We start from the raw sequence: 12,636 nt of genomic DNA, 5'->3' as shown, positions 1-12,636 counted from the left end.
CTGCTGGCCGTAGCGCCCCGCAACGCGGTAACGTAGCGCAATCATGGCTGAAGATTCCGACCTCGAACGCACCGAACCACCCTCGCTCAAGCGGCTCGAAGACGCGCGCAAAAAGGGCCAGATTGCCCGCTCGCAAGAGTTGACGTCGTTCAGCGTGCTGATGACCGGCATGCTGGCGCTCTCGATAACCGGCCCGGCACTGCTGAACGCGCTCAAACAGGTGATGCGCGGTGAATTCATGTTTACCCGGGCGGTGCTCGCCGAGCCGATGCAGATGTACCTGCACCTCATCAAGGCCTGCGAAGCCATGCTCTGGGCCTGCCTGCCGGTGTTTGCCGCCTGCGCGGTCGCGGCGATCCTCGCGCCGATGCTGATGGGCGGCTGGCTGTTTTCGACCGAGGCGCTGGGGCCCAACTTTGGTCGACTGAATCCCGCCAGCGGCATCAAACGCATGCTGTCGGTGCGCAGCATCGTCGAAATGGTCAAAGCCATCCTCAAATCCGGTCTGATCGGTGGTGTCGCCGCCTTGGTGCTGTGGAACGAACGCGGCGACTTCGTTCAGCTGGTCGCCATGCCGCCCGACAACGGCCTGGCCTATCTGTGGGGGATGGCAAAGTTCACGCTGTTCGCGGTGGTCGGCGCGATGGCGCTCATCGTCATCATCGACGTCCCCTACCAGCTGTGGGAGTACTACAAGAACCTGCGTATGACCAAGGAGGAAGTACGCCAGGAAATGAAGGAATCGGAGGGCGATCCGCAACTGAAAGGGCGGATTCGCCAGCTGCAGCGCGAGGCGGCACGCAAACGGATGATGTCGGCGATTCCAAAGGCCGATGTCATCGTCACCAACCCGACCCACTACGCGGTGGCATTGCAATACACCGAATCGATGCGCGCGCCGGTGGTGATCGCCAAGGGCTCCTTCCTGCTGGCCGAGCGCATCATCGAACTCGGCAAGCAGCACAAGGTCACCGTGGTTCGTACGCCGCCGCTCGCCCGTGCGCTCTACCACCACGCGGAGCTCGGCGAGGAAATCCCCGCCGCGTTGTATACTGCTGCCGCCGAAGTGCTGGCCTACATTTATCAGCTCAGGCACTGGCAACGTTACGGCGGCAGCGAACCGACGTTGAACGATGCGTTGCCGGTTCCGAAAGACCTCGACCCCGAAGCCGCCCCCTGATGGCGGCCCCAATGTGATTCTGGCGTGTGCGCAACTTTAATCTGACGCGACTGGCCGGCCCGGCGCTGGTGTTCATGGTGCTCGGCATGATGATTCTGCCGCTGCCCGCGCTCGCGCTCGACTTCTTCTTTACCTTCAATATCGCCATTTCGATCATCGTGTTGATGGTCAGCCTGTACACGCGCGAACCGCTGGAATTCTCGGCCTTCCCGACCGTGCTACTGGTCACGACGCTATTGCGGCTAAGCCTCAACGTCGCCTCGACCAAGCTCGTGCTCACCGAAGGTCACACCGGCGCCGGCGCGGCCGGTCAGGTGATCGAGGCCTTCGGCCATGTGCTGATCGGCGGCAACCTCACCGTCGGCATCATCGCCTTCGTCATCCTCACCATCATCAACTTCGTCGTCATCACCAAGGGTGCCGGCCGGATCGCCGAAGTGTCGGCACGCTTCACCCTGGATGCGATGCCCGGCAAGCAGATGGCGATCGACGCCGACCTCAACGCCGGCCTGATCGGCGAAGAGGATGCACGCAAGCGCCGGTCGGCCATCTCGCAGGAAGCCAACTTCTTCGGCTCGATGGACGGTGCCAGCAAGTTCGTTCGCGGTGATGCCATCGCCGGCATTCTGGTGATGGTGATCAATATGATCGGCGGGCTGATCATCGGCACGGTGCAGCACGACCTGCCCTTCGCCGAGGCCGCCCGCACCTACACGATGCTGACCATCGGTGACGGCCTGGTTGCGCAGATTCCATCGCTGATCATCTCGGTCGCCGCCGGTATTGTCGTATCGCGCGTCGGCACCGAGCAGGATCTGTCCGAACAGCTGCTGGGTCAGCTCTTCGCCAATTCGCAAGTGCTCTACACCACCGCTGCGGTGATCGGCGTCCTCGGCATCATTCCGGGCATGCCGCATCTGGCCTTCCTGCTGATCGCCGCCATGGCCGCCGGCCTCGCCTGGTGGCTGGACAACCGCAGGCAGCGCACTGCGACCATCGCAGCCGACAGCGGGCTCACGCCCACCGCAGCGGCCACCACTCCGCCCCCCTTGCAGGAAGTCAGCTGGAACGATGTCCAGCCGGTTGATCCGGTCGGGCTGGAAGTCGGCTACCGGCTGATATCGCTGGTCGATCGCAATCAGGATGGCGAATTGTTGCGGCGCATCCGCGGCATCCGCAAAAAGATCGCCCAGGAACTCGGTTTTCTGGTGCCGGCGGTGCATATCCGCGACAACCTCGAACTCAAGCCCAACCAGTACCGGATCCAGCTCAAGGGCGTCGATGTCGGCGCCGGCGAGGCGTTTGTCGGCCAGTGGCTGGCGATCAATCCCGGCAACGTCGCCGGCTCGCTCGCCGGCACCACCACCACGGACCCGACCTTCGGCCTGCCGGCGACCTGGATCGACGTCAGCCTGCGCGATCAGGCCCAGGCACTCGGCTACACCGTGGTTGATACCGCGACGGTGATCGGCACGCATATCTCCAATCTGCTGCAAAGCCACGCCGCCGAATTGCTCGGCCGCGAGGAAGTGCAATCGCTGCTCGATCACTTCGCCAAAGAGTCACCGAAGCTGGTCGAGGATCTCGTCCCCAAGCTGATTCCGGTTGGCACCTTGCAGAAGGTGCTGCAAAGCCTGCTTGATGAGGGCATGCATATCCGCGATCTGCGCACGATCCTGGAAACACTGGGCGAACATATCGGCCGCACCCAGGACATCGACGAGCTGACCGCGGCGGTACGCGTCGCGCTGGGCCGCGCCATCATCCACCAGCTGTTCCCGGGCGAAAACGAACTACCGGTGGTGGCGCTGGAACCGCAGCTCGAGAACATCCTGATGTCGGCCAGCAACGGCCGTGGCGGGCTAGAGCCCGGATTGGCCGAGCGGCTGTTGCAACAGGCGTCGCAGTTGACCGAGCAAATGGAAGCGCAAGGGCTGAACACCGTGCTGATCACCCCCGGTGCCCTACGGCCGATGCTGAGCCGCTTCCTGCGCCGCTCGATCCCCAATTTGCGTGTGATCGCCCACACCGAGATTCCCGACACTAAGACCATCCGCATCGTCGGCGTGCTCGGCGGCGCTTAGCGAACTCACAAATCCTGCTGGCCACGTTGTGCTCGCTTGCCGTACTTGATCGTACTGTCTGCGTTCGGACCCTAAAGGGCCCCTTGCCAGCACCGCTTCGCTGGATTTGTGAGCCCGCTTAGCCAGCGACTGCGAATCAGAACGGCGCTGGCGAGCTGAAATCCAGCATCCGCCCGTCATCGGGATGCGGCAGGCTGAGCGATTCGGCGTGCAGCAACAAACGCGGCGCCCGCGCGGCGGCCTCGCCGGCATAAAGCTCGTCTCCCCAGATCGGATGGCCGATCGCCAATAGATGCACGCGCAACTGGTGCGTGCGGCCGGTGACCGGTTCCAGCGCGACACGGCTGCAATCACTCAAGACGTTGCGTTCGATCACGCGAAATCGCGTCAGCGCCGGTTTGCCGCGCTTGAGGTCGATCTGTCGGCGTGGCCGGTTCGCCCAATCGGCGCCGATCGGCAAATCGATCTCGCCGCTGTCGGCGGCAATCACCCCGGCAACGATGGCGATGTAGCGTTTATCGGCCAGCCGCTGCTCGAACGCAGCACCCAAACGTCGCTGCGACGCCAGCCCGCGGCCGAACACCATCAGCCCGGAGGTCGCCATATCCAGCCGATGCACGATCAGGGCATCCGGATACACAGCCTGCACCCTTGCGCTGAGACAATCGGCCTTGTCCTCGCCACGGCCCGGCACCGCCAGCAGGCCGGCGGGCTTGGCAACGACGATCAGCGCATGGTCGACATGGACAAGCTCCAGCCCGGTGTCGGCCGGCGGAATGTAGGGCAAGGCGGTGGGCATGGCGGATGTCCGGAAAGGCGTGACGGTATTGTCCACATCCCGCGCCGACGTGACACATTCCTGTCACGGCCGACGCCGTTTGTGCAATCCTCAAGGGCTGAGGATAATAGCCGGGTTTAACCGGTTCGATTGGGACAGATGGTCGTCAAGAAATTCTACGGTGCCACCACCCGTGATGCGCTACGCCAGGTTCGTGATGAGCTCGGCCCGGACGCGCTCATTCTTTCGAACCGGCAGATCGCCGGTGGCGGCATCGAAATCATGGCCGTCGCCGACGCCGATGTCGCCGCGCTGACCAGCGCGCAAACCATCGCCGCCAGTCGTCCGGCCGCCCGGCTTGATCCGCCCGCGCGCACCGAGCCGTCGTTGCGGACGCCTGCGCCCTCGCAACCATTGGCACGCGCACTGGAACGTTCATATGCGATTCCGGATGAAGACGATGATGAAGCGCCGCTCGCGCCGCAAGTCGTGCGCAGCAACCGCCCTCCCCGTTTTGAAGCGCTGAGCCAGGAAAGCCCCGTCCGGCCCGCCGCACGCGCGCCGCAGGCCGCAACACCGGCGGCCGGAAAAACCACGCAACCGGCGCCGCGCCCGGCTTTCCGCTACCAAGACGACGAAGCCGCTGCGCCGCAGCCCCAGGAGGCGCCGCCAAGCGCCCCTGCCGGCGCGATCGATGACATCGCCCGTGAAATGCGCCAGCTGCGCGGGTTGATGGAGCACCAACTGGCCGGCATGGCCTGGAGCGAGCTGTCGCGCCACTCGCCCGACAAGCTCGATGCCCTGCGGCAATTGTTGAGCACCGGCTTCTGCCCGGCACTGGCACGCCAGCTCGTCGACAAAATGCCGGCGCAAATGGCGCCGGAAATGCGCTCGCGCTGGCTCAAGGCCGCGCTGGTTCACAATATTGCCGCGGTCGGCGATGGCGAAGATCTGGTCGCCCAGGGCGGCGTGTACGCGCTGATCGGCCCGACCGGTGTCGGCAAGACCACTACCGTTGCCAAACTGGCGGCGCGCTGCGCCCTCGCCTACGGTCCGGAATCGGTCGCACTGCTGACCACCGACAGCTACCGGATCGGCGCCACCGACCAGCTGCGCATTTATGGCCGCATCCTTGGCGTGCCGGTGCACGAGGTCAAGGACGATACCGATTTCGAACTCACCCTCGCCGATCTGGCATCGCGCCATCTGGTACTGATCGACACCGTCGGCATGGGTCAGCGGGACATGCGCATCGTCGAGCAACTACGGTTGTTCCAGCACGAGCGCGCGCACACGCTGCTGCTGCTGGCGGCCAATGCCGCCCCGGCAACGCTCGACGATGTCGCGCGACGCTACAAGAACGAACAGCTTGCCGGCGTGATCCTGACCAAGCTCGATGAAACGATGAGTCTCGGCGGCTGCCTCGACGTGGCGATCCGCCATCGGCTCAAGCTGCATTTCGTCACCAACGGCCAGCGCGTCCCGGAAGACCTTCACCCCGCGCGGATCGAATACCTCGTCGATCGCGCCTTCCGCGCCGAACCGGCCCGGCCTTATCAGCTGCAAGCCGACGAATACCCCGTTTACATGGGTACTCAGGCCAGCAGCGAGGACGCCGGCTTCAGCGAGCCGACGTCGCGCCCCTAGGGCCGGATGATGAGCAGCGCCAGATTGTGGGACGACCAAGCCGCCGGACTCCGGGCCATGGTGGCGCGACCGGCTTGCCGCAGCGTCAGCATCAACGGCGGGCGCGGTGGCGCCGGCGCCACGACGGTGGCGATCCATCTGGCCGCGGCACTGGCCGAGCGCGAACGCGCGGTGCTGCTGCTGGACGAGCACACCGGCAACGGCAACGCCACCCAGCGACTCAGACTGTCGCCGCCGTACGATTTTGAAGAAGCGCTTCGCCGCGAAGTCACGCTCGCCGACGTCATCGTCCCGGCGCCGGGCGGATTTTCGCTGCTGCCCGCCGCAGCGCGGCCGCAAGTACTGGCACGGCTCAACGAAGCCGAGGCCGCCTGGCTGGCGCGTGAATTCGATGTGGTCAGCAGTGACACCGACTGGCTGCTGCTCGATACCCGGCCGGTGACCGAACCGGGCGTCCCGAGCCTGTCGCTCGCCGCCGACGATGTGGTTCTCGTCGTGTCAGAGCGAGCCGAATCGCTCACCGATGCTTATGCAACGATCAAGCTGATGGCGTCCGAGTACGCACGCACCGAATTTCGCATCCTCATCAATCGTGTCCGCAGCGCCCGCGATGCCGGCGCGCTGTTCGAGCGATTGCAACAGGTTGCGTCACGCTATCTGGGCAATCGGGTCAAACTGCGACTGATCGGCTTCGTTCCCGAAGACGAGCGACTGGCGCGCGCGGCCCGGCTGGGGCGTACGGTGTTCGATGCCTTTCCCGACGCCGAATCGGCACACGCTTTCCGCCAGCTCGCTGATGCGATGCTGCGCTGGCGCCGTCCGGCCGGCGCCGCCGACAGCGCCGCCGATTTTGCCTATCGGCTGGTCGAATCGAGCCGCATTCTTGCCGACCGGCTACAACGTTAACGTGGCCCCACATCCCGAATGGAAGCCTGCATGACGATCCGTCCCGCCACCGAACACGATTTCGACGCCATCCGGACGCGCTTCTGCTGCGTGATCGCCAGTGGCGACCGCGATGTGTTCGTTGCCGATACCGGCCGTGACGATGCGCTGGTGACGCGGCGTTTTCTCGACGATATCGAGGTCTGAGCCGATGTCTGCCGAACTGATCGTCGACACCAACGGGCTGGCGCTACGCGGCCGGCTCGACGCCGATGGTGCCGCGATGGTCTGGGCGCAGGCGCGCAGCGCGGTCACGACCCGCTGCGTGGTTGACGCCAGCGCGGTCGAGTATTGCGATGGTGCAGGCACCGCGCTGCTATTCGACCTGATCCAGCGCGGCGCGCGCATTGACGGCCTGCCCGAGCGCTACGCCGCCCTGCTCGCCGACCTGCAACCGGACAAACCACTGATCCTGCCCGAGCCCAAGCCGCATGGCATCGGCGACGAAATGGCCGCATTCGGTCAGGCGATCAGCAGCGAATTCAGGCTGACGATGGCCTTCGTTGGCGTATTTACCGCCGACATAGCGCGGATTTTCACCGCGCGCGGCAAGATCCGCTGGCGCAACGGCTTTGCCGTGGCCAGCAGCGCCGGCGCCGATGCGCTGCCGATTGTCGCGCTGGTCGCCTTTCTGTTCGGCGTCATCCTGTCGTTTCAGTCGGCGGTGCCGATGCGCCAGTTCGGCGCCGAACTGTTCGTCGCCGATCTTGTCGGCCTGTCGCTGGTACGCGAGCTGGCGCCGCTGATGACCGCCATCCTGCTCGCCGGCCGCACCGGCGCGGCCTTTGCGGCCGAACTGGGCACGATGAAGGTCAATGAGGAAATCAACGCGCTGATCACGCTCGGGCTCGATCCGTTCCGCTTTCTGGTCATTCCGCGCCTCTTGGCCGTCGCGCTGATCATGCCGATGCTGACGATCTGCGCCGAGGTCATCGGCCTTGCCGGCATGGCGATGGTGATGGCGACCTTCGACGTACCGTTCGCCACCTCGCTGAGTCGCGCCACCACCATCGTGAGCCTCAGCGATTTCTTCGGCGGCCTTGGCAAATCGATGGTGTTCGGCTTTTTCATCGCCGCCATCGGCTGCCTGCGCGGCCTGCGCACCGGCGCCGGTGCGGCAGCGGTCGGCGAATCGACCACGCGTGCGGTCGTCAGCAGCATCGTGATGCTGGTCGTCGTCGACGGTCTGTTCGCCGTCGTGTTCTACATTCTGGGATGGTAGCGATGACAGCGGCCGACCCCATCATCCGCGCCGAACACCTCGTGTGCGGTTACGACGACAAGATCATCCTCGACGATGTCTCGTTCACCGTCGCGCGCGGCGAAGTGTTCGTGATCCTCGGCGGCTCGGGCTGCGGCAAATCGACGCTGCTGAAGAACCTCATCGGCCTGTACCGGCCGCTCGGTGGTCACGCCTGGCTCGCCGGGCAGGATCTCACCGCGCTGGAAGGCGCAGAACGGCTGGCGCTGTATCGCAAGTTCGGCGTCGCTTACCAGTCTGGCGCGCTGTTCGGCTCGCTCTCGGTCCTGGAAAACGTGATGCTGCCGCTGTCCGAGCACACCAGGCTTGATGCCGCCGCGATCGAACTGATCGCCCGGCTGAAGCTGCGCCTCGTCGGCCTCGAGGCGTTCGCCGACTACGTACCGGCATCGCTGTCGGGTGGGATGCAAAAGCGCGTCGCCATTGCCCGCGCCATCGTGCTCGATCCGGAAATCGTGTTTCTCGACGAACCGTCAGCCGGGCTTGATCCGGTGACCGGCGCCGGGCTGGATGCGTTGATTTTGCAGCTGTCGCGCAGCCTGGGGCTAACCTTCGTCGTCGTCACCCACGAACTCGCGAGCATCATGGCGATCGCCGATACCGCGCTGATGCTCGACGCCAGCGTCCGCGGTGTCATTGCCGTCGGCGCGCCCGCCGAGCTCGCCGCCCACTCGCCCGACGAACGAGTACAACGCTTCTTTCAACGCAAGGTCGCCGCATCATGACCCCCAGACAAAACCACATTCGCCTCGGCCTCTTCGTTACCCTGACCGTCGCGCTGGCGCTGGTGCTGTTGATCGCCTTCGGCGCCGGCCGCTGGTTTTCCAACGATCCGATTCTGGAGACCTATTTCAACGAGTCGGTCAAAGGGCTGGATGTCGGCTCGTCGGTGCGCTACAGGGGGGTGGCGATCGGCGAGGTCAGCAAGATCGGTTTTACCGCGAGCAAGTATCCGGAGGCGACCGACAGCAGCTGGCGTCATCATTACGTGTTGGTGGAAATGCGCCTGCGCCCGGACACACTCGGCCCGCGCGCCGAGGACACGCTGAATCAGAAGGCGTTGAACGAGGAAATCGCCCGCGGCCTGCGCGTGCGCATTGCACCGCAGGGGCTGACCGGCGCCAACTATCTTGAGATCGACTATGTCGAGACCAATCGCAGCGCGCCGCTGCCGATCAACTGGACCCCAACGGCCTTGTACGTGCCCTCGGCGCGCAGCACCGTCGGCCAGCTCCTGAACGCAACGCAGAGCATTGCCGAGAAACTGGCCAAGATCGACCTGCAAACCATGGTCGACAAGATCTCCCGCACCGCCGACACCCTCGATACCAAGTTGAACGCCATGCCGCTGGAAGAAATCGGTCGCGCCGCACAGAAGACCACCGAGCAACTGTCTGCAATGCCGCTCAAACCCCTCGGTGATGAATCGCTGGCGCTGGTGAAAGAGCTGCGGCAGAACAACACACGCCTCGGCGGCATACTGGCCGATCCGGCGCTCGCCAGCGCACCGGCCCAGTTGCAAGCCACGCTGCACTCGGCCAATACCCTGCTCTCCAACCCGGCGTGGGGGCAATCGCTTGAGCGGCTCAACCACTCGCTTGGCGAAATCGACCGCCTGTTGCTCGATCGCAATGCCCTGCTCGGCAATACGCTAGACAACCTCTATAGCGGCAGCAACGAGCTTGATGCACTGTTACGGGATATTCGCGCCAATCCGTCATCCTTGCTGTTCTCCGAACCGCCGCCCCCCTACTCCTTGCCGCAACGCTAAGGCCCGCCCGATGCGCTACTTTCTGATCATCCTGACCGGCCTCTTGCTCGCCGCGTGCACCACAAACCGGCCCGCCGCCGAGTTCAACTACCTGCTGACCACCGAGCGCCCCGCCAATGCGGCCCGGGCCGCTATCGCCGGGCCGGTGTACGTTGCACCGCTCGGTGTCGACGAGCCCTACGGCCAGCGCGGCTTCATTTACCGCGAAGCTGACCAGCGCTTTGCGGTCGACCCCTATCGCGGCTACCTTGCCCCTCCGGCCCGGCTCATCGATAACCGGCTCGGCGAATGGCTGAGCGCGACCGGCATCCCGCTGACGCAGGATCGCAATGCAGCCAGATCCATCATCGATGGCCGGATTGGCGCGCTCTACGTCGATCTGCGCGCGCATACCGCCAACGAGGCCGTGCTCGAATTGCGCTTGACCGTGCGTACGGCCGGCCAAGCGCCACGGCAAATCATTGCCCGCGGTCGCGCCCCGGTAACGCCGATGAGTGGCGACGGCATCGCTGCGGCAATGAATTCAGCGCTGGCTGATGCACTTTCCCAACTCGAAGCGGCACTGGCGAAGGAAAGCCAGCCTGCCTTGCGGTAAACTAATCCAGCCATCGTTCAACCACGGCCCATGCTCAAACAACGCGCCCTCAAGCTTTACCGCGATACTCGCTCCGATAGTGATACGGAACTGCTTGCGCGCTCGACACCGCTGGTCAAGAAGATCGCCTATCACCTGATCGCGCGCCTGCCCGCCAGCATCGATGTCGAGGATCTGATTCAGGTCGGTCTAATCGGCTTGATGGAAGCCGCGCGCAATTTCGATGCCAGCGCGGGTGCCCAGTTCGAGACCTTCGCCTCGCAACGCATCCGTGGCGCCATGCTCGATGAACTGCGCAGCGGCGATTGGCTGCCGCGACAAACCAGACGCAATCTGCGCGAGATCGACGCGGCGATCCACAAGCTCGAACAAACACTGGGTCGGGCACCGGGCGAGATGGAGATCGCCCAGGCGATGGATATCCCGCTGACCGACTATCAGGACAAACTCGGCGACGCCCGCGGTCATCAACTACTGCATATTGACGACTACGCTCGTGATGATGAAGAGCACGGCTCGTCCTCATCATTACTGGATGCCTTTGCCGCCGATCACGCCGCCAATCCACTGACCCAGCTCGACGACGCACACTTTCGCGCCCGGCTGATCGAAGGCATCGAACAACTGCCCGAGCGCGAAAAATTGCTGATGGCGCTGTATTACGACGAAGAACTCAACCTCAAGGAAATCGGTGCCGTGCTTGGCGTATCCGAATCACGCGTCTGCCAGCTTCACAGCCAGGCCGTCGCGCGGCTACGCACCAAGCTGACCGACTGGACTGCCAGATAAATGGACAAGATCAGCATCTTCGGCCTCGTCATCGGCCTGACCGCCATCCTGCTCGGCCAATGGCTCGAAGGTGGCCATATTGGCTCGCTGTTGCAGCTGACCGCCTTCCTGATCGTGATCGGCGGCACCGCTGGCGCGGTGATGCTGCAAAGCCGGATGAACGACTTCGTTGCCGGCATGAAAATGCTGCGCTGGGTGTTCATCCCGCCGCAGCATGACAATCGCAAACTGCTGACGACGCTGGTGAACTGGGGTCATCAATCCCGCCGGGGCGGTTTACTGGCGCTTGAAAACGTCATGAATGCAGAAAAGACCCCCTTCGTGAAACGCGGTCTGCAAATGCTCGTCGATGGCGCCGAACCGGACATGATCCGCCGCGCTTTCGAGCTCGATATTGATGCCTACGAAAGCAGCGCCAAGGCGGCCGCCAAGATCTGGGACGCAGCCGGCGGCTATGCGCCGACACTGGGGATTCTGGGTGCGGTGATGGGGCTGATTCACGTCATGGAAAACCTCTCCGACCCCTCCAAGCTCGGCTCCGGCATCGCCGTGGCCTTCGTCGCGACCATTTACGGCGTCGGCATCGCCAACCTTGTGTTCCTGCCGATCGCCGGCAAGCTCAAGCGCCACATCCACAGCGAAGTCGTTCACCGCGAAATGCTGCTGGAAGGTCTGGTTGCCATTGCCAACGGCGAAAATCCGCGACTGTACGAAAACAAACTGGCCGGTTATCTGAACGCCTGAGTCCAGAACGGGCTAAACCAAGAGCAGGGCAACGTTTCGGAGACGCAATGCGCTGGCTGCTGCACATCGTGCGCCTGGGATTGGGCTGGATCGATCTTGTTGTTTTCACGCTGGTCATGCTTGTGCTCGGCTTGCTGCCGCATCGCTGGCTGGCACGCTGGTATCCGGGGCTGTTCCGCAGCTGGTGCCGCTGCTTCGTGCGTGCGCTCGATGTCCAGATCCAGCTGCACCAGCATCAGACCCGCCCCCTGCCCGGGCACTTCATCCTGATTTCCAATCATCCCTCGGCGCTTGAACTGGTTGGCATCCCCGGCCTGTTCAATGTCGTGAGCCTTGCCAAGGAAGAGGTGCGCGACTGGTGGTTCGTCGGGCGTATCGCCGCGGCGGCCGGAACACATTTCGTCAAACGCGAGCACAAGGGCTCACGCCAGGCCGCACAAGCGACCATGATGGCTGCCTTGCGCGAAGGTCACAATATCGCCATCTATCCCGAAGGCGGCTGCAAAGGCCGACGTCTGTCCGATCGTTTTCTCTACGGCGCATTCACCATCTCGCTGGAAACCGGCATCCCCATCTTGCCGGTCTTCCTGCATTACGAGGCACAGGAAGCATTTGCCTGGGAGGGCGAGACCTTGCCGCAAAAACTCGTCAGCATCGCCACCGCACCGAACCGCCACGCGCACTACCATCTCTATGATGCGTTCCACCCGGCAGACTTCGCCGATCGTGATGCTTACGTTGGCCATGTGCATGCCTGCTATCTAGCCTGGCAGGCGCGCCATCTTGAGTAGTGACAACAGCATCGCCGCGAGCACGCCCCCTTGGATGACGAACCGCTATAA

Annotated in this window: 13 protein-coding genes; 12 read left to right on the top strand and 1 reads right to left on the bottom strand. The window is 63.9% G+C overall.

Annotation, left to right across the window (positions count from 1 at the left end; genetic code table 11):
- Positions 1-43 precede the first annotated feature (43 nt).
- Both flhB and flhA read left to right on the top strand, forming a co-directional pair.
- The gene (gene flhB, locus JLC71_RS00995) at positions 44-1,180 is read left to right on the top strand and encodes a flagellar biosynthesis protein FlhB (RefSeq protein WP_200916835.1); all 1,137 of its coding nucleotides are present in this window, start codon (positions 44-46) and stop codon (positions 1,178-1,180) included.
- 74 nt (positions 1,181-1,254) lie between these two features.
- The gene (gene flhA / locus JLC71_RS00990) at positions 1,255-3,264 is read left to right on the top strand and encodes a flagellar biosynthesis protein FlhA (RefSeq protein ID WP_200918221.1); all 2,010 of its coding nucleotides are present in this window, start codon (positions 1,255-1,257) and stop codon (positions 3,262-3,264) included.
- 136 nt (positions 3,265-3,400) lie between these two features.
- On the opposite strand, the gene JLC71_RS00985 is transcribed toward flhA, so the two are convergent.
- Positions 3,401-4,063, bottom strand: coding sequence for an RluA family pseudouridine synthase (locus JLC71_RS00985; RefSeq protein WP_236250933.1), 663 nt, complete (start codon positions 4,061-4,063; stop codon positions 3,401-3,403).
- 138 nt (positions 4,064-4,201) lie between these two features.
- On the opposite strand from JLC71_RS00985, the gene flhF reads away from it, so the two are divergent.
- The 10 genes from flhF to JLC71_RS00935 are packed head-to-tail and all read left to right on the top strand — an operon-like array spanning position 4,202 to position 12,585.
- Complete coding sequence (gene flhF, locus JLC71_RS00980) at positions 4,202-5,689, top strand: flagellar biosynthesis GTPase FlhF (RefSeq protein ID WP_200916834.1); 1,488 nt, start codon at positions 4,202-4,204, stop codon at positions 5,687-5,689.
- 57 nt (positions 5,690-5,746) lie between these two features.
- Positions 5,747-6,595, top strand: coding sequence for a MinD/ParA family ATP-binding protein (locus tag JLC71_RS00975; RefSeq protein WP_200916833.1), 849 nt, complete (start codon positions 5,747-5,749; stop codon positions 6,593-6,595).
- Between the two features lie 30 nt (positions 6,596-6,625).
- Positions 6,626-6,781: a hypothetical protein gene (locus JLC71_RS00970; protein WP_200916832.1), complete on the top strand. Its 156-nt coding sequence runs from the start codon at positions 6,626-6,628 to the stop codon at positions 6,779-6,781.
- Between the two features lie 4 nt (positions 6,782-6,785).
- A complete protein-coding gene (locus JLC71_RS00965) occupies positions 6,786-7,856 on the top strand; it encodes an ABC transporter permease (RefSeq protein WP_200916831.1) in 1,071 nt (356 codons plus the stop codon).
- A 2-nt stretch (positions 7,857-7,858) separates the two neighbouring features.
- Positions 7,859-8,620, top strand: coding sequence for an ABC transporter ATP-binding protein (locus tag JLC71_RS00960; protein ID WP_236250932.1), 762 nt, complete (start codon positions 7,859-7,861; stop codon positions 8,618-8,620).
- Positions 8,617-9,666, top strand: a complete 1,050-nt coding sequence (locus tag JLC71_RS00955; protein ID WP_200916829.1) for an MlaD family protein — start codon at positions 8,617-8,619, stop codon at positions 9,664-9,666. The genes JLC71_RS00960 and JLC71_RS00955 overlap by 4 nt, the downstream gene beginning before the upstream one ends.
- 10 nt (positions 9,667-9,676) lie before the next feature.
- Entirely contained in the window at positions 9,677-10,261 is a 585-nt protein-coding gene (locus JLC71_RS00950) for an ABC-type transport auxiliary lipoprotein family protein (RefSeq protein ID WP_200916828.1), read from the top strand.
- A gap of 30 nt (positions 10,262-10,291) precedes the next feature.
- Positions 10,292-11,050 carry an RNA polymerase sigma factor FliA gene (locus JLC71_RS00945; protein ID WP_200916827.1) on the top strand — a complete coding sequence of 253 codons (759 nt, stop codon included), beginning with the start codon at positions 10,292-10,294 and terminating at the stop codon, positions 11,048-11,050.
- A complete protein-coding gene (locus JLC71_RS00940; RefSeq protein WP_200916826.1) occupies positions 11,051-11,794 on the top strand; it encodes a flagellar motor protein in 744 nt (247 codons plus the stop codon).
- Between the two features lie 47 nt (positions 11,795-11,841).
- Positions 11,842-12,585 (top strand): lysophospholipid acyltransferase family protein, encoded by a 744-nt coding sequence (locus JLC71_RS00935; protein WP_200916825.1) that lies wholly within the window; start codon positions 11,842-11,844, stop codon positions 12,583-12,585.
- Positions 12,586-12,636: the final 51 nt, after the last annotated feature.

The sequence above is a fragment of the Jeongeupia sp. HS-3 genome (genome assembly GCF_015140455.1).
Taxonomy (GTDB): Bacteria; Pseudomonadota; Gammaproteobacteria; order Burkholderiales; family Chitinibacteraceae; genus Jeongeupia.
The sequence above is the reverse complement of the archived record's forward strand: the minus strand, read 5'-3'. Positions and strand labels throughout refer to the sequence as shown.